A 21,075-nucleotide genomic window follows, 5' to 3' on the forward strand; every position below is an offset into this window, starting at 1 on the left:
AGAGCAGAGTTGATCACCGTCGGGGCCAGGGCAGGGTGAGGACGGCAGCGATCCCGCCCTCGACACCGGTGACGGGATCTCAGCCGGCTCCGCGCAGCGCGGCACCGGCGGCCAACTTCTGAAGTCGTCCTGGGCTCGCGGTGACACCCAGGGCTCCCAGTTCCTCTGCGCGCGCCTCGCGCGCGGGGGTGACCCGGCCCGTGTAGAAGATCACAGGTCCGGAGTAGAAGCCGTCGTTGCGAAGGCGTTCGACATCGGTGAACCCAGCATCGTAGTCCGTACCGCGAGTGATGTCGGAGATCAGCAAATCACGGCCTTCAGCAGCGAGATGCCGTTCCGCCTCCGCCCTGTCCTTGACGATCGCCACAGACGCCCCCGCGCGGCGCATCCCTTCGGCCTCGAATTCGACGCTGTCCGGATTGTCGTCGATCCACAGGATGCGCTTCCCCCCGAGTAGTTGGTCGGCGCGCGCTCCTCGCTCGTCCGCGAGGGTGCGCTCGGGCATGTGGTAGACCGCCTCCTGCTCCCCGGGCGGCTCGGCGGAGGCGGAGAGCGGCTGCTGCCGCAGTCGCTGGATCAGCTCTGCGGACTGTGGCAGCTCCATCAGGTCCTCGATCAGCGAGGTGAACCCGCGGTCGGCGGCCAGCGCGGGGAACCCGCTGGGCAGTTGCGACTCCAGCTCTGCCAGGGTCTCTCCCCAACCCTCCGGATTTCCTTGCGCCGGCGGCCGCACCTCGTGCTCCGCGCAGAACTGCGTGAGATCCACCTCAAGGGAGCTGTCGTCCCCGACCTGCCGGAGGGCACGCCGGACCTCGCGGTAGGTCAGAAACTCGGTGAGCACGTCACCGTAGGCGGCGCCGCTGCCGACGAGCATGCGGTAGAAGTCCGGGTACAAGTACTGGAGCAGTAGTGTCCTGATCACGGCGTCGACGGCCTGGGGGCCGAAGTCCTGCCACAGTGGGTTGAGACCCACTTCCAGGACGAACCCGTTGATCAGCCTCTTGATCCGCCGCGGGTTGCGTCCGGAGCGGTCGGCGACGAGGGAGATCAGCTCGTCGTTGAACAGCGCGTGGATGCCGGAGTCGCGGGCACAGCGGCGGACGAACTCCTCGATTCCCGCGCCGTCCGGCACGGGAATCCGATAGCTGGTCTGGAGGATTTTTTCCATGAACGCCGACCCGGCGGGCGACAGATCGCGCAGCAGGCCGTTCGGGGCGAGCGCCGACCGGTCGCAGCCGATGACGAAGGCGAGCCCGGGCACGTCCAGGTAGACCTTGACTGCCTCGCACACGGCGAGCACCGTTTCCTCCGAGCAGCGATCCAGATCGTCGATGAAGACCACCAGTAGTCGCCGCGGTGAGAACTCGCCCGTCTCCGCCCACTCCTGTGCCAGGTCCCGGATCGCGTCCCGCATCTCATTGCGCGCCTGCGGGCTCATGGACAGGCTCTTCCAGAGCTCGTCCGCCAGACCGGCCACCCCGAGCGGCCCCGCCACCACCATGGACACGGCGCGAGCCACCCTGATCAGTGCTCTGTGCTCGGAGACCCGCTGCAGCGCCCGGCGGAGCAGGCGGCGGTCGAAGCGCATCAGGACGGACTTGATCAGTCCTTCCAGGGCGTCCGCGCCGGTCGACGTCCACGCGTTGTACCAGACCGTGTGCACGTCGGCGGTCCGCGCCAACTCCGCGTCCACCAGACGCATCAGGCTGCTCTTGCCCGTGCCCCATCCGGCATCGACGGTCATGGTGAACGGCGTCGAGTGGCGGGACGCCACCAGCAGGCCGGCGAGTTGCTCGGCCGCGCGGCCGGCACCCAGAAGGTCAGCCGCGGCATCGGTGACCGGCTCGTCGTTGAGCAGCGAGAACTGCTGCCGGTCCGGCTCGGTCACAGCGTCCCCCCATTCTGTACGCCGGCGAACTGGGCGCACCACGCGATCGTGGAGGCTCACGGTATCCCGCCGGCCCCGCACTCACCGGCGGGAGCTGCAACGACGTCACCTCGCCGCTCTCCCGGTGACCCAGACCCTTTCAGCGCCCAGGTTCGGTAACTCCGGTGTTTCGGCCATCCTTTGGCTGCTGCACATCCTTACGGCTGCGGAACATGTCGTACAAGGCGCAGAAGGTCCAGCGGACCGCAAGATCTCCAACTGGGGAGTCATGGTGATCCGTAAGCTTTCGGTCGCATCTGCCGCCCTCGGGGCGGGTGCCGCACTCGCACTCACGGGGGCCGCACCGGCTGGTGCCGCGTCGGCAGGCGCGCCCAGCGCTCCGGCGCAAACCTGGCAGAGGCAGGCGGCAGGGCCCGCGGTGCAGTCCGCGGCGAAGAGCGACGCCCGGGCGGTCGCGAACCCCTGCTGGTACCGCAGCGGCCACTGGTGGTGCAACAACGTCGTCGGCGCGCCCGTGTACGGGGCGAACTCCGATGCCGTCGTCGGCCGGATGTACTCCAACCCGTCGTGGTTCATCTGCCGCCAGGAGGGCGGTTCCACCGGTGGTGGCGGTCCGCACCCCAACCGGTGGATCTACACACAGGCGGACAACGGTGCCTGGGGGTTCATGCGCGACAGCGACATCTACAGCGAGACAAACGCGCTGCCGCGCTGCTGACGCCGACGGCCCGACGGCCCGACAGCAGCCGTTACGGCCGTGCGCCCGCCTTCCCGGAATGGGGAGGCGGGCGCACGGCCGTAAGGCCCCATACGGTGGAGGCAGACGTCCGAGCGGGCAGCCTGTGCCTGCCGGGCGCCCGGCTCGCCGCTCGCCCGTGGCCCCGCCCATACGAGCCGCCGGAGGGGCGGACGTAGACTCGCAGGCTGGTTCGCGGGAACAGCCGTAGAGCACATGAGGCGCAGCAGCAAGCGGTACAGCACAAGCCCTACAGCACCGGCAGCGGTACAGCGCAGTACGAGGAGTGGGAGACGTTGGCGCGCACGCAACTCCCTCCGGGGGACGCCCTTGCGGGCTGTGCGGCGATCTTTCTGCCCGCCGAGCCGCCGCGCGACGGGCGGATCGCCTTCTGGCGGCCCGACGGCAGCGCACTTCCCAGGGCTCCGGCCGGCACTCCGCCGAGCGCATGGTCGGCCGATCCTTCCGGTGGGACAGGCGATGCGCGCGGCGAGCTGACGGTCGTACGCCCCCACGGCACGGGCATCCGCAGGCGTACCGTCCCCGCCCTGCTGCTGCCCGTCCCCGCCGCCGTCCCCCTGCTGGCCCGCGCCCGGCACGACCCCGCCGCCCACCCCGCCACCGCCTGCTGGGGCGCGGCGGCCCTGCACGCCCTGCACCTCGCCGCCCGTGGCCGGCTGCTCCCCGGGCTGACCGGCGGCGACGTCGACGCCTGGCGCGCCGGGCCGCTGGGCACGGACGACGTCGCGCATCTGCGGGCCATCGCCGCGGCCATGCCCGCCGCGGCGCATGCCGTTCCGCTTCCGGGCCGGGGGCCGTTGCGGCTGCCCGATCCGGAAGGGCTGGTCAGGGCCTTCCTGGATGCGGTCGCCGACGCGATGCCCCGTACGCCCGCGGCCCCGTACGCGGTCGGCGCCCCGTACGCCGCGAGCGAGCCGCAGCGGCTGCCGGAGGCACGGGAGTGGGCTGCCGAGGTGGCGGCGGGCCTGGACACGGGGGTGCGGATCTCGCTGCGGCTGGACCTCTCTGCGTACGAGATCTTCGATGCGGGGGACGGCGGCGAGCAGAGCCACGCGGCCGCGGTCGTCCAGGTCCACAGCCTCGCCGACCCGACGCTGATCACCGATGCGGCGGGGCTGTGGGCGGGCGTGGAGCACTTCGGGCCGCGGGCGCGGATCGACGCCCTGCTCGCCGTACGCCGCGCGGCCCGTGTCTGGCCGCCGCTCGCGCGCCTGCTGGAGCGGTCCGTACCGGACGTGCTGCCGTTGACCGAGGAGGAGCTGTACGAGTTGCTCGGCCAGGCTGCGACCCGGCTGGGCGCGGCGGGCGTCGAAGTCCGCTGGCCCAAGGAGCTGGCCCGCGAACTGACCGCCACCGCCGTCGTACGACCCGCTCCCGGCTCCGCCGCCGACGGCTTCGGCTTCTTCGAGACCGAAGAACTCCTTCAGTTCCGCTGGCAGTTGGCGCTCGGGGGCGAGCCGCTCAGCGAGTCGGAGATGGACGCTCTCGCGGAGGCGCACCGTCCCGTCGTACGGCTGCGTGACCAGTGGGTGCTGGTCGACCCCGCCCTCGTACGCAAGGCCCGCAAGCGCGAGCTCGGCCTGCTGGACCCGGTGGACGCACTGTCGGTGGCCCTCACCGGCGCCGCCGAGGTCGATGGTGAGCGTGTCGAGGCCGTACCGGTGGGGGCACTGGCCGATCTCCGTACCCGGCTCACGGCCGACGCGCAGCCTGTCGCCCAGCCGGACGGGCTGCACGCGACGCTGCGCGACTACCAGCTGCGCGGCCTCGCCTGGCTCGATCTGATGACGTCCCTCGGCCTCGGCGGCTGCCTCGCCGACGACATGGGCCTCGGCAAGACGATCACCCTGATCGCGCTCCACCTGCACCGCGAGCAGATGCAGGGTCGGCACGAGCAGATGCAGGGTCGGCACGAGCAGATACACGGTCGGCACGAGCAAGGTGAGCAGGGTGAGCAGGGTGAGCGCTTGCCAGGTGACCACCGGTTCCGCTCGGCTCCGACCCTGGTCGTCTGCCCTGCCTCTCTGCTCGGCAACTGGCAGCGCGAGATCGAACGGTTCGCTCCGGGCGTGCGCGTACGTCGCTTCCATGGCGCCGGCCGCACCCTGGAAGACCTGGAGGGCGGATTCGTCCTCACCACGTACGGCACGATGCGCACCAGCGCCGCCGAACTCGCCGGCAGAGCCTGGGGGCTGGTCGTCGCCGACGAGGCCCAGCACGTGAAGAACCCGCACTCTTCGACGGCGAAGGCACTGCGCACCATCAAGGCGCCCGCGCGGGTCGCGCTCACCGGCACCCCCGTGGAGAACAACCTCTCCGAGCTGTGGGCCCTCCTCGACTGGACCACTCCCGGACTCCTGGGCCCGTTGAAGGCCTTCCGCGCGCGGCACGCGCGCGTGGTCGAGGGCGGCGAGGACCAGGAGGCGACCGACCGCCTCGCCCGTCTCGTACGGCCGTTCCTGCTGCGCCGCAGGAAGTCGGATCCGGGCATCGTGCCCGAGCTGCCGCCCAAGACCGAGACCGATCATCCCGTCGCGCTCGGGCGGGAACAGGCCGCGCTGTACGAAGCCGTCGTGCGCGAGACCCTCGCCCGGATCGAGGGGGCCGAAGGGATCGCGCGCCGCGGCCTGGTGATGAAGCTGCTCACCTCGCTGAAGCAGATCTGCAACCACCCGGCGCAGTATCTGAAGGAGACCGCGCCGGGGCTCGCTGCGGCCCGTTCCGGGAAGTTGGAGCTCCTGGACGAACTGCTGGACACGATCCTGGCGGAGGAGGGCGCGGTACTGGTCTTCAGCCAGTACGTGGAGATGGCGCGTCTGCTCGACAGGCACCTCGCCCGCCGCGGCATTCCGGCCCAGCTGCTGCACGGGGGCACGCCTGTCGCGCGGCGCGATGCGATGGTCGACCGGTTCCAGTCCGGCGAGGTCCCCGTCTTCCTCCTGTCCTTGAAGGCGGCGGGCACCGGCCTGAACCTCACCCGGGCGGGACATGTGATCCATTACGATCGTTGGTGGAACCCGGCCGTCGAGGAACAGGCGACCGACCGCGCGTACCGCATCGGGCAGACCAGGCCGGTGCAGGTACACCGGCTGATCGCCGAGGGGACGGTGGAGGACCGTATTGCCCAACTGCTCGACGCCAAGCGGGCGTTGGCGGATGCGGTGCTGGGCGGCGGCGAGGCCGCGCTCACCGAGCTGAGCGACGCGGAGCTTGCCGACCTCGTCGCCCTGCGGAGGACGTCATGACGCGCCGCCGCACATTCCCGCCGTTGCCGGTCGGCGCCGGCCCCCGTGCCGGCCACGGCGGCAGCAGCTCCGGTCCTGACCGCGCTGACCGCGCCGGCCGCCCCGACCGCAGCACCCGCCCCGCCCGCAGCCGTGGGCTGTTCGCCGAGTCCTGGTGGGGCAATGCCTGGGTGGAGGCGCTGGAGGAGACCTCGCTCGACCCCGGGCGGCTCTCCCGCGGCCGCACGTACGCACGCGGCGGGTACGTCGACACGATCACGGTCACCCCGGGCCGTATCGCCGCCATGGTGCGCGGCAGCCGCCCGCGCCCGTACCGCACGGAGGTCTCCCTCCCGGTCCTCTCCGACCGGGCCTGGGACAGTTTCCTCGACACGGTCGCGACGGAGCCCGCGCACATCGCGGCGCTGCTGGACAAGGACATGCCGCACGCGCTGGTCGAGGCGGCAGAGACGGCCGGCGTCCAACTTCTGCCGGGGCGGGGCGAGTTGGTTCCCGGATGCTCCTGCCCAGACCACGGCGACCCGTGCAAACACGCCGCTGCCCTCTGCTATCAGACGGCCCGGCTGCTGGACGCGGACCCGTTCGTACTCCTGTTGCTGCGCGGCCGGGACGAGACCGAACTTCTCGACGAGCTCGGCCGCCGTAACGCCGCCCGGGCCGCGCGCGAAAGGTCCGCCAGGGCCGAGCCCGACGTGGCCGCTGTCAGTGCGCGCGAGGCCTTGTCTGTGCCGGACCGGCCGCCGCTACCCGCGCCTCTGCCGCCGCCCGCTGGCCCCGATCACCCGCCGCTTTTCCCGGAGGTGGACGGCGGGCCGGATTCATCGGCTCTCGAGTTTCTCGCCATCGACGCGGCGTCCCGCGCGCAGACGTTCCTCACCACGGGGGCGGGCCCCTTCGGGTCCTCATCCTCGGCGTCCGCGCCCTTGCCATCCGCGTCATCCGCGGTCTCATCCATCGCGTCCGCGCCCTTCGGGTCCCCGTCCACCTGGCACGACGCGGTCCGCCTCGCCGCCACTCACCCCCACCTCACCGGCCGCCGCAGTTTCTCCCCCCTCTTCTCGAGCCTGGCCGCGGGCACGGACCACACGCCCCAGGACCTCGCCCGCGCGGCCGCGGCCTGGCGCCAGGGCGGCCCGGAGGGTCTGGCCGTACTCGAAACCCCGTGGGACCCCCCGGCCGGCGACTTCGACCGCGCCCGCAGCGCGTTGGCCGCCGCGGACTTCCCCCGGATGACGATCTGGCGCAACCACCTCACCGACCCGTCCCGCGCCATCCAGCTCCGCTACGGGCGGGATGGCCGCTGGTACCCGTACCGCAGCGACGAGGGCCGCGACGACTGGTGGCCGGAGGGCTCACCGGACGAGGATCCGGTGGGAGCCCTGACGGGCACGCTCGACGGGTGACGCGACGGAAGCACGGTGGGGCTATCGCCCCCACGGACGCGACCGCGAACCGGATCGAGGCGCGCGGCCGGCGACGAAGGCGGTGGACGCATCCCTGCTCCGGCGATCGTCTGCGTGCCATGCCAAAGGGATGACCGTCCCATCTCGATGTGGCGCCGGGACTCAGAAATCAGAACCATGCGAAGCCGGACGTCCAGCTGCTGTTCCACCCGTACTCCCCGTTTCCGCGCTGCACCGCCGCACAGTGGGACGTCGAATCTGAGGAGCACTAGAGACGCAAGTCACAGTCTGTGCAAAGAATGTGACGATCCGTTCGGTGCGGACCCGGCGCGACGGGTCGAGACGGTGAGCGCACCCGCTCGCGCCCGGGCGCGCGAAGGCGGCGCGCGTACGACTCACGCGCGCCGCCTAGGCACTTTCGCGGGTGCGGGTGCGGGTGCGGGTGCGGGTGCGGGTGCGGGTGGGGGTGTGGGTGGGGGTGTGGCGACGGCACCTGCCGGACTTCGGCCGCCCTTCGCCTGCTGCGCACGGGGTGTCAGTGGCGGCTGCCGCGTGTGGTGGTCTTGCGGTAACCGAAGGGGCCGGGGAGGTCCATCGAGGTGGTACGGCGACCTGTCGAGGAGTAAGTGCGCCTGGCGCCATCGCCTTTGCCGACCGTGAAGGACACCGACTTACGGTTGATGTTGAGGCGGACGCCCGGAAATATGCGGAAGCTCTTGCGGAAGGTGACGGGCACGGCGGGCTCCTTTCGTTGATCGTTCGCCTTCCCCCAGATCCCGCCGCTACGCGGCTAGCCCTCGAGAGCCGTTGGCTCGCCGACTGAGTCCGCGCCCAAGCCCCTAGGGCGTGTATCGAAAGTGCCTGGTGAGGATGGCGGAGAGCCCATTTGTGATCCAGAATGATTTGGATGGTCACGCTTGAGACTCCCCGTTTGATCCTGCGTCGCTGGCGCGAGGAAGACGTTGCGCCCATGGCTGCCGTCAATGCCGACCCCGAGGTCATGCGGTGGATCCGTGACGGCAGCGTCCGTGACGAACAGCAGACTCGCGGCGGGGTCCAGGCATGGGAGAGCGAGTGGGAGTCACAGGGCTTCGGCCTGTTCGCCGTGGAGATCCGGTCCACTGGCGAGCTGGCCGGGTTCACCGGCCTTTCGGTGCCCGACTTCTTGCCGGAGGTACTGCCGGCGGTTGAGGTCGGCTGGCGGCTGGGACGTTCCCACTGGGGGCAGGGCTTGGCCACCGAGGCCGCTGCGGCCGCTGTACGGTTCGGGTTCGAAGAGCGAGGGCTGGAGCGGATCGTCAGCATCACTCAAGTGGGCAACGACGCCTCCGAACGGATCATGACCAAACTGGGGATGCATCCGGTCCGTGAGACCGTCAATCCCACCTGCGGTCGGCGAGTACGGGTGTTCGAGTTGTCGTCGGACCAGTACGTCACAACCACTCGTTGATGGCGGCAACGAGGACGGTAGCCTCGTAGCGGACCGCGAGTTTGTCGTACCTGGTGGCCACGGCTCGATGTCTCTTGAGGCGATTGATGCCGCACTCGACCGCGTGCCGGGCCTTGTAGTCCTCTGGGTCGAACTTCGGTGGCCGGCCACCGCTGGACCCGCGCTTCTTGCGGTTGCGGACCTGGTCGGCCTTGTCCGGAATGGTGCAGCGGATACCGCGACGCCGCAGGTAGGCGCGGTTCTTGCGGGACGCGTACGCCTTGTCCGCCCCCCGTCGCGGGCGCACGCGGGGCCTGCCGCACCCCAGTCGGGGCACCCGGATGCGGCCCAGCACGACCTCGAACTGCGGAGAATCCCCGCGCTGCCCGGCCGTGATCACGATGGACATGGGCTTCTGCCTCTGTTCGACGGCCAGGTGCAGCTTGGGGTTAAGACCGCCGCGGGAGCGTCCTAGCCCGTGGTCGTCCGGCTCGCAGGCGACACCGCCAGGCGGTTCCTGTTGGAACTCCCCTTTTTACGCGCACCGGCGGCGTGCTGGTGGGCGCGCACGATCGTGGAGTCTACGTTGAGGTCCCAGGTGATCAGCTCCTTGGCATCCGCCCGGGCCTGCAACGCGGTGAAGATCCGATGCCAGGTGCCGTCCCGCTGCCATCGACGGAACAGGTCGTACACCCGACCCCAGGGTCTGTACTCGGCGGGCATGTCCCGCCACGGGACACCGGTGCGGACCCGGAACCGTATGCCGTCGATCAGCTGTCGCCGGGCCCACGTCAGCGGGCGGCCGGGCTTCTTGCCCCTCGGCAACAACGGCTCCAGCACCGCCCATTGCTCGTCCGTCAGATCTTCACGTGCCACGAACCAAGATCATCCCACGACCAAGATCTACTTTCGATACACGCCCTAAGGCATCCCGCCCTGCCGTGGCCGTGGACGGCGAGCCTGCCCGCGGCGCGGTCCGCGCCGACGGCACCAGGTCCACGTGCTGGGCGCGATGAACGGGACCGGCCTGGTCCTGGCCCAGCACGAGGTGGACGCGAAAACCCTGGTCTTCGCCACCCCACATGGTCATCACCGCCCCACATGGCCCTCCGGCTCACGGGCGTCACCCGTACGACGAGTCCCTGCTGACCGGGCCGGGTGCTTCGGCAGCCGCCCCTGGGTGACGGCCAGTACGGCACCCGCGAGCAGCACGAGTGCACCCGCTCCCTGCAGCGCACCGAAGGATTCGCCCAGGAAGAGCGTGGCGCACAGGGTGTTGATGACCGGGACGGTGAACATCATGAGGGAGGCCCGTGCGGGACCTACTGCCCCAACCCCCCGGTAGTAGAAGAGGTTCGCGACGGCAGTAGCACCCAGGGCCAAATACGCGACGTTCAGCCAGACGCCCGCCGGCAGTTCACTCCAGCGCACCTCCGGTATATCGGGTGCGGCGATCACACCGAGCAGAACGGCCCCCGTACAGGTCGCGTACGTCGTGGCCCGTAGCGGTTCGATACCGGCCAGCACCCGCGGGCCGGCCAGCGTGTAGGCGGCCCAACACAGCGCACTGAGAAGGAACAGCGCATCCCCCGCGAGTCGCGTCGAGCCTCCGTGCGAACTGCCGCCCGCCCCCAGGAAGAAGACCACAGCCCCGGCAAGACCGAGGCCGAGACCAGCTATTCGCGCCCGCGAGGCGCGCTCCCGACGCGTCACGAGCAGAAAGGCGTTGGTGAGCACCGGGCTCATGACGGGGATGAGAATGCCGGCGTCCAGGGAGGGTGCCAGCGACAGCCCCCAGAAGAAAAAGCCGTTGTAGGCGAAGACGCCCAGCACTCCAGCCATCGCCGCGCGCCACCCGTCGCGCGCCGTCACCGTCGCCCCCCGGCTCCCGAACAGCCACACGGCTGCCAGCAGCGCAACGGCACCGCCCCCGAAGCGCAGCAGCGCGGCCACGGTGTGCGGCACCTGCTCCACCACCGACTTGGAGCTGGAAAAGGCGCTCCCCCACAGCACCATAGTGATCATCAGCGGCAGATGCGGACTGCTCAGTCCCCTCTTCGTTTGCATGTCCCGACACTGGCGGCCCAGCTCCCCGCCCGTCTTGAACGCTGGTGCGCACGCCACAATGAGGCCATGGGGATGGGGCAGAGATGGGTGCGGTACTGGCGGGACGGTACGCGCCCGCTGGAGGCCATGCACGCACACTTCCTCGACCACGTGTACCCGCCGCACAGCCACGACACATACTCCTTCGGCATCACCGACGCCGGCGCTCAGCGCTTCCGCTGCCGCGGCGCAGCCCACACCAGCGGCGCCGGGATGGTGATGGCATTCAATCCGGACGAGGTGCACGACGGTCAGGCCGCGGCAGAACTGGGCTACCAGTACCGCATCGTGCACATCGGACCCGCGGTGGTGCGCGAGGTCCTCGCCGACGCCGCCGACGGGCGCTCCGACGCCATGCCGCTCTTCGTGCAGCCCGTTCTGACCGACCCCGTGCTCGCCGACGCCCTCGCACGCCTGCACGCCGCTCTGGTCACCCGCCAGAATCCACTTCTACGGGACGAACGCCTGACCGCGGCCGTCACCGCGATGGCACACCGCGGCGCGACCCGGACACCCCACATGCGAACGCTCGCCAGAGGTGCGCAGCGACAGGCCGCCCGACGGGCCCGTGCGCTGCTGAACGATGCATACCTCGAACCGATCCGGGCCGACCTCCTGGCCCGGGCCGTCGGCTGCAGCCGATTCGCCCTCTACCGCGCCTTCCGCGCTGAGTTCGGCATGGCCCCCAGCGACTACCAGCGCCAACTCCGCCTGCGCCGCGCCCGCCACCTGCTGACGACCGGCGCCACCTCCGCCGACGCGGCTGCTGCCACCGGCTTCGCCGACCAGGCTCACTTCAGCCGCTGGTTCCAGCGCACCTACGGCATCACACCGAGCACCTTCCAACGAGCGCAAGCGTGAACCCCGCACTGCTGGTAGCGCTCATTTTCCGTGCTCTTTCACGGAATTCGTGTCATCGAGAGACGGCCCGCTTTTTCTCGGTCCCCAGACGTCATCAGCGACTGCGCCTACTGCCGAGTGGGGCTACTCGCACGTCGACGGCACCCCTGTCCCGACCCGCAACGTGAGGCGTGCCCGCCGTGTGGCGGCGGACTGCCCCGCGCCGGCGCTCAGGCTCATGGCGTCACTCAGGGCGGCACGAGTTCGAGGTGAACGGTGTTGTCGTACGGCAAGACCAGGGTGCGTCCGCCGGGCGTGGTCCAGTGCGCGGGCACCAGGAAGAGGCGGCCGTTCGCCTGCACGAGGAGCCGCAGTCCCCGGTAGCGGTACCGGAGTTCACTGCCTGCCGTCGGCGCCAGCCGTGTGCTGCTGGCGCCGGTAGGGAGGTCGCGCAGCGGCTCCTTGGTGTACAGGACGACCTCTGGGCGGCCCGGCAAGGAGCCCGCGTCGTCCAGCGCCCTGCCCAGTCCGTAGGCGGCGGGGGCTGGACCTCGCGACACGATGCGGGGCCCGAGCCCTGGCACAGCGGGCCAACGACGAACTCGTGGCGGCCGGCGCCCGGCCCCGGCGCGCGGTACTCAGCGGACCCGCGGCCCTCACCGCAAGTGAGCTCCGGGTCGCCCGCATGGCCGCCGCCGGCAGCACCAACCGGGAGATCGCCCAGGCGCTGTTCGTCACCCGACGCACGGTCGAGGTCCATCTCACCAGCACCTACCGAAAGCTCGGCATCACCTCACGCCAGGCACTCCGCGAGACCATCGACCACGTCACCGAACCGACCGCCGGCACCCCGGACTGAGCCGCGCCGGCGCATCTGTCGCATTGCCGTAGCGGCTTTCAGCGGCCGTACGCCCCGGTGACGCCGAACAGCTGCGCATCCGGACGGAACGGGCCGCACGTCCCGAATGACAGCCCGCCACCGACATCGTCTCCGATCCGATGTCGGCGGGATCCGACCGCTGACCATGGCGGAGCCTGTCGCGGTCCCACGTGTGGGCCAGGGCCGGCTCGAGTGAATCGAGTGAACGGCGAGGGGCCCGAGCCCGTACTTCCGATCTGAGGAAGGTCGCAGGGATTCGTTCGGTGTTCGGTGATCCGCGAGTGTTCGCGTATCGCGTCGGTGAGCCTCGCACCGGCCCGGGCTGCGCAACTCAAGAGGTCCGAGGAAACTCAGGGATGACGTCTTCCACAGTCCCGCTCGCTTGGGACGACCCCGCCACCCGCCGGGCTTGGCGCGCTGCGCTGCTCCTGCAACTGGCGGGTGCTCTCTTTGCCTTGATCCTGTTTCCGGCCGGGTTGTTCGCCACGGCCCTGACGCCGAGCTGGTTCGTCCCGCTGTGGCTGGTCCTGGTGATTCTCATCGGGCTCCACATCCACCACCGGCTTGAGCAGCTGATCAACCTGGTGCGCATCCTGCGTGTCCTCAAGGGCTACGCGTGGTCGACGGCAGTCGCGCACCCTGCGGGCAAATCCGACTGCCGATTCGAGGCAGCCAATCCCGACAACCCTGCCCGCCACCTTTCCGTACGGCTGCGGACACCCTTCGGCGGGAGTCTCACGTACTGGGCCCGCTGGTGCCGGTCACACGATGGGGAGAAGGTGCGCTTCTGCGGCGATATCCGATTCATCGGCGTGGTCGCCCATCACCGGGCCGGAAAGGGACGATTGAGGCTCGTGAGTCAGCCCGAAGCCATCAATCGACGCATGTCGCCGCGCCGCAAGGGCGTGAGCCAGGAAGCCCGCGAGCGAGCCCTCGCAGTGGGCGCCCGCGTCGGCTGATCACCGGTGTCAGTGATGTGCGGTCGTTCGGTCATGGATCAACGCGAGCCCTGAGCAGTCGTGGCCTCCGGACGGGTGAGCGGTGGGAGAAGTCCCTCCGGGTCGTGGTGAACTCGGTCGTCTTCCGCTCCCGGCCAGGACCTCACCACCACCGGCACCTACACCGAGATGGCCTCCCGCCTGGCCGAACCCGTCCTGCTCGGCCTCGCCGCCCTCGCCATCCGTGGCCGCGTCAAGCGGTAGACGGAACCCGATCTGCGTCGTATCGCCTCGGATGCCCCTGCGGTATCCGTTGTCCTTTGACAGCGAAGTTAGTCGTTGACCTGTCGTCTGACCCGGGCGGACTAGGTTGAGCGGCAAGAACCTCATGACGGCTGGTTGGCTTCGCAGGTGAGAGCGGGTTCTGGCATCCACACTCGGTTGGTCTTGCACTCGCCGATCGGGCTGGCCGCCTGGCCAGGGTCTTCGGGATGCCCGTCAGCCGCAGCCCGGTTCTGCGGCCGCGTGATCATTCCGGGGCCGCCGTCATGCCAGGAGGACGAATCCCGATAGTCGCACTCCGCGCGTGATCAGCCGCTCGACAACCTCTGAGGGGTGCCGACGCGGAAGGTGCGCCGGTACGCCGCCGGGGTCGTCGCCAGCGCCCGGTGAAAGTGCTGGCGCAAACTGTCCGCGCTGCCCAGCCCGCTCCGCTCCGCCACCGCATCCACCCCCAGATCAGTCTTCTCCAGCATCTCCCGCGCCCGTGCCAGCCGCTGCTGGTTGAGCCACTTCAGCGGGGTGACGCCCACCTCCGCCGCGAAGCGGCGGCCGAACGTCCGCGTGCTCATCCCTGCCCGGGACGCCAACTCGGCGATCGCCAGCGGACGGTGGAGCTGGGCCAGCGCCCAGTCCAGTACCGGCCCGAGGCCCTCCGCCTGCGGTGGGACAGGGGCCGGCGGCAGTGCGTACTGGGTCTGGTCGCCCTCCCGGTGCGGGGCCACGACCATCCTGCGGCCGACCTCCGCCGCCGCCGCCGTGCCGTAGTCGCCGCGCACGATGTGCAGGCACAGATCGATGGCCGCGGCCGTGCCCGCGCTCGTGAGGATCGAGCCGTCGTCGACGTACAGGGAACGGTCGTCGACGCGCACGTACGGATGGCGGCGGCGGAGCTCCTCCGCATACATCCAGTGGGTCGCCGCCGGACGCCCGTCCAGCAGCCCGGCCGCGGCCAGCACGAACGCGCCCGAGCAGAGGGAGGCGATCCGCGCCCCGCGGGCATGCGCCTCGCGCAGCGCGTCGAGAAGGGCGGTCGGCGGTTCGTAGCCGTCCATCATGCAGGCCGGGACCACGATCAGATCCGCGTCGCGCAGCGACTCAAGGCCGTGCTCGGCCTCCAGACGCAGACCGCCAGGGGCGCGCTGGGTGCTTCCCGGGGCGGTGGCGCACAGCGTCAGCTCGTACCCCTCGCCCGCGAACACCGCGCACGGCACGGCCAGCTCGAACAGCGAGGTCTCCTCCAGCAGGGTCACCACCACACGAAGTGTCATGGCGTAAATCTAGGGGAGGCTGACGTTTTCGCCAATGGTGTGGCGAAGATGCAGGTCGGATGGTGGGTGCATGGCATGGAACTCACTGACCGCGCCCGGCAACCGGCTGGCCCTCGCCGGGATCTCGACGATCGGCGTGACCTTCGGTTTCGCACGGTACGGATACGGGCTCTTCCTCCCCGAGCTGCGCGAGGAGTTCGGGCTCTCCGTCTCTCTCGTGGGACTGATCGGCAGCGCCACCTACGTCGGCTATCTGGCAGCGCTGCTGATGGTCGGCGTCCTCATCGCGCGCTTCGGGCCGCGCCCGCTTGTCCTTGCCGGTGGGCTCTCCGCCGCCGTCGGGATGGGGCTTGTGGCCCTCGCCCAGGGGCCGGGGCTGATGATCACCGGGCTGCTCCTCGCCGGTACGAGCTCCGGCTGGGCCTGGGCCCCCTACTCCGACGCGGTCGACCGGATGGTGCCGGCCGGGCGGCGCGAGCACGTCATGGGCACCATTGCCAGCGGCACCGCCTTCGCCGTCGTGGTCGCGGGCCCGCTGGCGCTGCTCGCCCGCGGCACGGGATGGCGATACGCCTGGCTGGCCTTCGCACTGGTGGCGCTGGCATCGACCGCGTACAACACCCGGATACTGCCCGGGGGTTCGGACCGACGGATACAGGGCAGGGGCCGACCGACGTACCGCCGCAGCGCACTGCCGCTCCTGCTCACCGCCGTCATCTACGGCCTCGTCGGCGCCGTCTACTGGTCCTTCGCCGTCGAAGCGATCACCGACGCGGCGGGCACCGGCTCCGCAACCGCGCCCCTGTTCTGGTCCCTGATGGGCGCGGCCGGCACGGCGGGCACGCTGACCGGCCACGCCATCGCGCGGTACGGGCTGCACCGCGTCCACACCGGGCTCTTCTTCGGCATCGCCGTCGCAGTCGCCCTGCTCGGCCTTGCCCCTGGCTCGCTCCCCGCCGTCGCCCTCTCCGCCCTGCTCTACGGCCCGTGCTTCATGGCCGGATCCGGGATCCTCGCGGTGTGGAGCTACCGCGTCTTTCCCGAGCGGCCCTCCGCCGGCTTCAGCGTCACCGTCTTCTTCTTGGGGCTGGGCACGATCGCGGGACCCGCGCTGCTCGGTGCGTACGCCGAACTCCATGGCCTGCGAGCCGCGTTCCTCCTCACGGCGGGCGTCGCGGCCCTTGCCTTGGTGTGCGCTCCAAGCCGTAGCGCGCGGGCATGGACGCCATCAGGAACAGGAACAGGAACAGGAACAGGAACAGGAACAGGAACAGGAACAGGAACAGGAACAGGAACAGGAACGGGACACTGGGACTTCGGAGCGGGATCGAGGCCAACCCGCTCGGCTTCGGGCGCGAGGAGATCGACGGTGAGTGGCAGAGTGCCGACGGGAACCGTTCCTATGGACTGAGCGAAGCTGCGCCGACTGGGGATCGCGACGATCACCGACCGGGTGGTGCAGGCATCCTTGAAGCTGGTGCTGGAGCCGATCTTCGAGGCGGATTTCCTCCCGTGTTCCTACGGGTTCCGCCCGAACCGCCGGGCTCATGACGCGGTGGCCGAGGTGCGCCTGCTCACGTCCAAGAAGTACGAGTGGATCGTGGAAGGCGACATCAAAGCCTGCTTCGACGAGATCTCGCACACCGCCCTGATGGAGCGGGTGCGGACACGCGTCGGCGACAAACATGTCCTGGCCCTGGTGAAGGCTTTCCTCAAGGCGGGCATCCTCAGCGAGGACGGCCTCTGCGGGACAACGACACTGGCACCCCGCAGGGTTCGATCCTTTCGCCGTTGCTCAGCAACGTCGCGCTCTCGGTCCTGGACGAGCACATCGCCCAGGCGTCGGGAGGCGCCGGAACTGATCTCAACGAGCGCCGGAGGCGTCGGCGCCGAGGTCTGCCCAACTATCGGCTGGTCCGGTACGCGGACGACTGGTGCCTGATGGTTCATGGCACCAAGGCAGACGCCGACACCCCAGACCTCCGCATTTCGTCGATGAGCCAGCGGCGGTGGGGGGTGTGGTGTGCGTATGTGTGGTCATCAGTACCAGTCCGGGTTCGGGCGGACGATCCGTACGTTCTGCTGTCCCTCGTGCTTCTCGGTCGCGTTGATGCGGCCTTCCAGGCTCACGTTCTGGTACGAGTCGCTGTGCTGGGTTCGCGACCCTGTTCGGCGGCTTGTCTGCGGGCTCGATAGGCCGCAGCTTTTACGCGATTGCCGCAACTCTCCATGCCGCACCAAGTGCGACGTGCACCACGGGAGCGGTCGAGATAGAGGCGAGTGCAGCCCGGACGACCGCACTCCTTCAAGCACGCGTGGCGGTCAGCAAGCAGGGCGATCCCGCTGCGTGCGACGTGGGCCAGTGCGGAGCGGAGATCTCCTGACAGATGCAAGCCTGTGTCGCTGAGTTCGACCGTGGGTACCGGCCCGGCAGCGGCGTCGTTGACGATATCCAGGCTGGTGGGCGCGAAGCGACGATCCCGCATGCGATCGAGCGCCAGCTGGTAGATCGCCTCGCGGAGCTGCAGCGCGGATGTGAAGGTCGCGACATCGGCGGTCACCTGGTCGGGGAGCTCGTCGCATTCGAGGACCCACTGCTCAAGGTCGGCGGGGTCGGCCAGGAGGTCGACGGGCTTGTCTCGACGGGACCCCACGGTACCGACCAGGTCCAGAGCTGGGTTGCCACTCACGAATGCGAATCTCACGTCACCATCTTGACCGGTGACGTGAGGTCGAGCAACAATCGTTACCTGCTGAACCGGTGACGCGACGGGGGCTAGTGCGCCGGATGCCCGCACACACGTGGCGTTGAACGCGCACGGAACTGGGCAACCCTCCTGACTGTCCTGACTGTCCAGTCCACGTGTTAACCCGGGCCACGTCGCGCCCGACCACCATGAATAGGAGACCGGATGGCCGGGGCATGCGACATCGAGGTCGTCGTCTTCGACGTCCTCGGAACGATGGTCGACGAGCCAGGCGGACTTCGAGCGGCCATTCGCGACGCGGTGCCCGCGTCCGACGATGCGTCTGTCGACCAGCTGCTCACCGTGTGGCGAGAGCATGTCGAGCACGAGCAGCAACGCATCGAGGAAGCAAGCCGGGAATACGCCAACACCGAGATCATCGACCGCGAGGCAGCTCAACGCGTAGCCGACTGTGCCGGGCTCACCGACCCGGTGGCCATCGAGCGACTGGCTACCGCGGGTCAGCGCCTGAAGCCCTGGGACGACTCCCTCGCCGGGCTCACGCGCCTCGCGCGGCGATTTCCTGTACTGGGGCTCTCCAATGCCAGTCGCGCGACTCTGCTCCGTCTCAACGCATACGCCGGGCTGCGCTGGCACCAAGCCTTGTCCGCCGAAGGTGCCCAGGCCTACAAGCCCGCACCGGAGGTCTACCAGCTCGCGGTCGACGCGGCAGCATGTCCATCAGAGCGCGTGTTGATGGTCGCCGCCCACGCCTGGGACCTTCGCGGAGCTCAGGCGGTGGGAATGCGAACCGCTTACGTTCAGCGACCAGTCGGGGATCCTCCGAAGAGGACCGATACCTTCAATTGGCGGTCGAACAGCCTGGATGAGTTGGTCGCCGCGCTGACGGCGACGTAGAAGCGCCGATCCGATGAATGATTCCCGCGTGCAGGGGTGGACGTTCGCTGAATGGGCGTCGCGTCGAACTCGTATCCCTGAAACACGAAGTGTTACCAGCACGCTGACCGACGTTCCGCTGCAGGTCACCAAGATCGCGCGGATCGAGGTGTCCACTGCCGCAAGCGGCCGGCCTCGGAAGTCGGCCGAGGCGTAACACACGCGACGCCCCCCCGGCACCGGTCTGCGGCTGGTGCCGGGGGCGTCGTCGTACCTGTGGGTTTCAGACCCGCGCGGCGAACTCCACGAAAGTCGCCCACTCATCGGGCGCGAACGAGAGGGCCGGGCCTGTCTTGTCCTTGGAGTCCCGGACGTGCACGGCCCCAGGGCAGGCAGCCACCTCCACGCACTGCCCGCCCTCACTGCCGCTGTGGCTGCTCTTCCGCCACTCCACAGCGACCTCGACGCAGGCCCCACCCTCACTACCGCTGTAGCTGCTCTTGAACCAGGCCAGCTCGGTCCTCCGAGCCTGAGATACCTCGGTGTTCATTGTTCTCCCAGCGACTTCTCGATGAGTGCCAGTGACTCCCTAGGAGTGAGAGCCTGTGCTCGGATGATCCCATAACGTGAAGCGATGGCGCGGACCTCGTCGCGGGGAGACACCAGGGTGCTGCGGCCTTGCACCTCCAAGTAAGCCAGTTCGTCACCGCCTCTAGGCAGTACCAAGATCAGGGGACCATCCGCTCCCGCGTGATCCTCCCGCGCGGTAGGCATCACCTGTACCTCTACGTTTCGTTTCTGGCCCAGTATTAGAAGCTGTTCCAGCTGACCTCGAAGGACGTCCTTGCCGCCAATGGGGCGATGCAGCACCACTTCCTCGATGACGAAGCTCATGAGCGGAGCCGGTCGGCGCGAGTAGATCTCCTGACGCGCCATGCGTGCCGCCAGGCGTTGCTCAATCGTCCCTTCTTCCAGCAGCGGACGCCGCATCGCCAAGACGGACCGCGCGTACTCCTCGGTCTGCAACAGACCGTTGATCACCTGGTTGTCATACGCGTGGAGCTCCACCGCGTCCGCCTCAAGACGCGCGAAGTCCCGGAAGAACGCCGGGTACCGCGCCCGCGCGACCTCCTCCTTCATCGCCCGTAAGACACCCCCCGCTCCCAGCGCCTCGTCCACCTTGTCGATGAGTTCCGGCCGCGCGATGCGCCGGCCCTGCTCGACCGACGCGATCAGGTTCTCCCCGTACCCCAGCCGTGCCGCCAACTCGGCCTGTGTCAGCGCAGCCCGTTCCCGGAACAGCTTCATCTGCCTGCCGAAGCTCTTGAGGAAGGCTCCCGAGCCGTCTCCCTCCGGCAGTTCCGGTCGCCCCGTACCAGCCATGTTCCGCCACCTCCGGCGCCGTATTTCCCCGCCGCTCGCCCACGGCGCGGCTCAACGATCGACCCCGTCACCGGGCACGGGCCACGGCTCCGACAGGCACATCCCGTACCCGTACGGCAGCCAGCTCGTACCCCTGGTCGTACGCGCGAGGCTACGGACGGAACACCAGGCCCGGGGCCGTGACGGCCGAAACTCCACCCTCCCGACTGACACGGCCGACAACCGTCCCTCTCTGACCCGCCCTCGCAGCCCCAACTCCCGTGCCTCACCCGTCACTTCACTGTAAGTTTTGCCACGACACTCACCGTGGCCGGTATCCTCCCGCCGAGGCTCCGCACGTACAGCCTCCAGCCGAGCCCGCGCACCGCCACCGCCACCCCGCCATCGCCATCGCGATCGCCGTCCGACATGACACGACCGGCGGATGCCGCCGCCATCGACACGACTGGGGGAACCGTGACGGACACCAGCGCCGACCCGATGCCGGCCACACCTCGGAACGACGACGAAGCGCAGTTGCTCCACCTCCGCCACGAGGTCGAGCAGATCGTCATCGAGGCGAGGACCGAGGCACAGAGCGCCCAGCGGCGCGGAGCCTTCTGGAACGCCACCTACCTCTTGCTCGGATTTCCCGCGGCGGTCCTCGCCGGCGTGGCCGGGGCCGCCGGCCTGGCGTCTCCCGATGCTCGCGTGCCGGCGGCGATTATGGCGCTGCTGTCCGCGGGCTTCGCGGCAGGTTCGAGCTTCCTGCGCGCCGACGCACGCCAGTTGGCGAAGCTGCGCAGGCGCTACGCGTGGCAGGAGCTGGAGATGCAGGCGCGGCTCGTCCTGGCCCACGAGGCGTATCAGGGGCCGGAGCAGCTTCACGCCGCGCTCGCCGACCTCCTCGAAAGGCGCCGCAGGATCCCGTCCAGCGCGCTCGTACTCTCCGAACTCCAGCCTCCGACCCAGCAATCCCCGCCGCTGCCCGGCGCCGCCCCCACTCCACCCGTCTGACGGCCACGATCACCCCGGGGACCCGCGGCCGCGAGGGATGCGGCGTGTGGGACGCTGCACTCACCACACAGACGCC

At 69.6% G+C, this 21,075-nt stretch carries 19 protein-coding genes and 1 pseudogene; 11 read left to right on the plus strand and 9 right to left on the minus strand.

Annotated features, from left to right (window positions below; genetic code table 11):
- Positions 1 to 79 precede the first annotated feature (79 nt).
- Positions 80 to 1,888 (minus strand): P-loop NTPase fold protein, encoded by a 1,809-nt coding sequence (locus tag ABZW18_RS10625; protein WP_356184992.1) that lies wholly within the window; start codon positions 1,886 to 1,888, stop codon positions 80 to 82.
- A gap of 268 nt (positions 1,889 to 2,156) precedes the next feature.
- Here ABZW18_RS10625 and ABZW18_RS10630 point away from each other — a divergent pair, with 268 nt between their 5' ends.
- The 3 genes from ABZW18_RS10630 to ABZW18_RS10640 all read left to right on the plus strand — a co-directional run bounded on the left by ABZW18_RS10630 (position 2,157) and on the right by ABZW18_RS10640 (position 7,293).
- Positions 2,157 to 2,606: a hypothetical protein gene (locus ABZW18_RS10630; RefSeq protein WP_356184994.1), complete on the plus strand. Its 450-nt coding sequence runs from the start codon at positions 2,157 to 2,159 to the stop codon at positions 2,604 to 2,606.
- A gap of 314 nt (positions 2,607 to 2,920) precedes the next feature.
- Entirely contained in the window at positions 2,921 to 5,890 is a 2,970-nt protein-coding gene (locus ABZW18_RS10635) for a DEAD/DEAH box helicase (RefSeq protein WP_356184997.1), read from the plus strand.
- The gene (locus tag ABZW18_RS10640) at positions 5,887 to 7,293 is read left to right on the plus strand and encodes an SWIM zinc finger family protein (RefSeq protein WP_356184999.1); all 1,407 of its coding nucleotides are present in this window, start codon (positions 5,887 to 5,889) and stop codon (positions 7,291 to 7,293) included. Before ABZW18_RS10635 ends, ABZW18_RS10640 begins: the two co-directional genes overlap by 4 nt.
- Before the next feature lie 535 nt (positions 7,294 to 7,828).
- On the opposite strand, the gene ABZW18_RS10645 is transcribed toward ABZW18_RS10640, so the two are convergent.
- The gene (locus tag ABZW18_RS10645; RefSeq protein WP_356185001.1) at positions 7,829 to 8,029 is read right to left on the minus strand and encodes a DUF4236 domain-containing protein; all 201 of its coding nucleotides are present in this window, start codon (positions 8,027 to 8,029) and stop codon (positions 7,829 to 7,831) included.
- 171 nt (positions 8,030 to 8,200) lie between these two features.
- Between ABZW18_RS10645 and ABZW18_RS10650 the strand changes: the two genes are divergently transcribed.
- A complete protein-coding gene (locus ABZW18_RS10650; RefSeq protein ID WP_356185008.1) occupies positions 8,201 to 8,743 on the plus strand; it encodes a GNAT family N-acetyltransferase in 543 nt (180 codons plus the stop codon).
- Here ABZW18_RS10650 and ABZW18_RS10655 read toward each other — a convergent pair.
- Both ABZW18_RS10655 and ABZW18_RS10660 read right to left on the minus strand, forming a co-directional pair.
- A pseudogene (locus ABZW18_RS10655) lies at positions 8,727 to 9,598 on the minus strand (IS5 family transposase). The gene ABZW18_RS10650 and the pseudogene ABZW18_RS10655 overlap by 17 nt on opposite strands.
- 213 nt (positions 9,599 to 9,811) lie before the next feature.
- Positions 9,812 to 10,789 carry a DMT family transporter gene (locus ABZW18_RS10660; RefSeq protein ID WP_356185011.1) on the minus strand — a complete coding sequence of 326 codons (978 nt, stop codon included), beginning with the start codon at positions 10,787 to 10,789 and terminating at the stop codon, positions 9,812 to 9,814.
- Positions 10,790 to 10,855: 66 nt separating this feature from the next.
- Between ABZW18_RS10660 and ABZW18_RS10665 the strand changes: the two genes are divergently transcribed.
- Positions 10,856 to 11,689 (plus strand): AraC family transcriptional regulator, encoded by an 834-nt coding sequence (locus ABZW18_RS10665; protein WP_356185014.1) that lies wholly within the window; start codon positions 10,856 to 10,858, stop codon positions 11,687 to 11,689.
- 227 nt (positions 11,690 to 11,916) lie between these two features.
- Here the strand turns inward: ABZW18_RS10665 and ABZW18_RS10670 are convergent, their stop codons facing one another.
- Complete coding sequence (locus ABZW18_RS10670) at positions 11,917 to 12,228, minus strand: hypothetical protein (RefSeq protein ID WP_356185017.1); 312 nt, start codon at positions 12,226 to 12,228, stop codon at positions 11,917 to 11,919.
- Positions 12,229 to 12,272: 44 nt separating this feature from the next.
- On the opposite strand from ABZW18_RS10670, the gene ABZW18_RS10675 reads away from it, so the two are divergent.
- Positions 12,273 to 12,527, plus strand: a complete 255-nt coding sequence (locus tag ABZW18_RS10675; RefSeq protein WP_356185020.1) for a helix-turn-helix transcriptional regulator — start codon at positions 12,273 to 12,275, stop codon at positions 12,525 to 12,527.
- A 377-nt stretch (positions 12,528 to 12,904) separates the two neighbouring features.
- Complete coding sequence (locus ABZW18_RS10680; RefSeq protein WP_356185023.1) at positions 12,905 to 13,507, plus strand: hypothetical protein; 603 nt, start codon at positions 12,905 to 12,907, stop codon at positions 13,505 to 13,507.
- A gap of 569 nt (positions 13,508 to 14,076) precedes the next feature.
- Here the strand turns inward: ABZW18_RS10680 and ABZW18_RS10685 are convergent.
- Positions 14,077 to 15,036: a helix-turn-helix domain-containing protein gene (locus ABZW18_RS10685; protein WP_356185026.1), complete on the minus strand. Its 960-nt coding sequence runs from the start codon at positions 15,034 to 15,036 to the stop codon at positions 14,077 to 14,079.
- Positions 15,037 to 15,106: 70 nt separating this feature from the next.
- Here ABZW18_RS10685 and ABZW18_RS10690 point away from each other — a divergent pair, with 70 nt between their 5' ends.
- Together ABZW18_RS10690 and ABZW18_RS10695 are read left to right on the plus strand one after the other, a co-directional pair.
- Positions 15,107 to 16,447, plus strand: a complete 1,341-nt coding sequence (locus ABZW18_RS10690; RefSeq protein WP_356185028.1) for an MFS transporter — start codon at positions 15,107 to 15,109, stop codon at positions 16,445 to 16,447.
- A gap of 45 nt (positions 16,448 to 16,492) precedes the next feature.
- A complete protein-coding gene (locus ABZW18_RS10695) occupies positions 16,493 to 16,978 on the plus strand; it encodes a reverse transcriptase domain-containing protein (RefSeq protein ID WP_356185031.1) in 486 nt (161 codons plus the stop codon).
- Positions 16,979 to 17,162: 184 nt separating this feature from the next.
- Here ABZW18_RS10695 and ABZW18_RS10700 read toward each other — a convergent pair whose 3' ends face one another.
- Positions 17,163 to 17,726 carry a CGNR zinc finger domain-containing protein gene (locus ABZW18_RS10700; protein ID WP_356185034.1) on the minus strand — a complete coding sequence of 188 codons (564 nt, stop codon included), beginning with the start codon at positions 17,724 to 17,726 and terminating at the stop codon, positions 17,163 to 17,165.
- 222 nt (positions 17,727 to 17,948) lie between these two features.
- Here ABZW18_RS10700 and ABZW18_RS10705 point away from each other — a divergent pair, with 222 nt between their 5' ends.
- Entirely contained in the window at positions 17,949 to 18,641 is a 693-nt protein-coding gene (locus ABZW18_RS10705; RefSeq protein ID WP_356185037.1) for a haloacid dehalogenase type II, read from the plus strand.
- Positions 18,642 to 18,903: 262 nt separating this feature from the next.
- On the opposite strand, the gene ABZW18_RS10710 is transcribed toward ABZW18_RS10705, so the two are convergent.
- Both ABZW18_RS10710 and ABZW18_RS10715 read right to left on the minus strand, forming a co-directional pair.
- A complete protein-coding gene (locus ABZW18_RS10710; protein WP_356185040.1) occupies positions 18,904 to 19,170 on the minus strand; it encodes a DUF397 domain-containing protein in 267 nt (88 codons plus the stop codon).
- Positions 19,167 to 20,003 carry a helix-turn-helix transcriptional regulator gene (locus tag ABZW18_RS10715; RefSeq protein WP_356185043.1) on the minus strand — a complete coding sequence of 279 codons (837 nt, stop codon included), beginning with the start codon at positions 20,001 to 20,003 and terminating at the stop codon, positions 19,167 to 19,169. Before ABZW18_RS10715 ends, ABZW18_RS10710 begins: the two co-directional genes overlap by 4 nt.
- 408 nt (positions 20,004 to 20,411) lie before the next feature.
- Here ABZW18_RS10715 and ABZW18_RS10720 point away from each other — a divergent pair, with 408 nt between their 5' ends.
- Positions 20,412 to 20,999, plus strand: coding sequence for a hypothetical protein (locus ABZW18_RS10720; protein ID WP_356185046.1), 588 nt, complete (start codon positions 20,412 to 20,414; stop codon positions 20,997 to 20,999).
- Positions 21,000 to 21,075: the final 76 nt, after the last annotated feature.

The sequence above is a fragment of the Streptomyces sp. NPDC004647 genome, assembly GCF_040609575.1.
Taxonomy (GTDB): domain Bacteria; phylum Actinomycetota; class Actinomycetes; order Streptomycetales; family Streptomycetaceae; genus Streptomyces.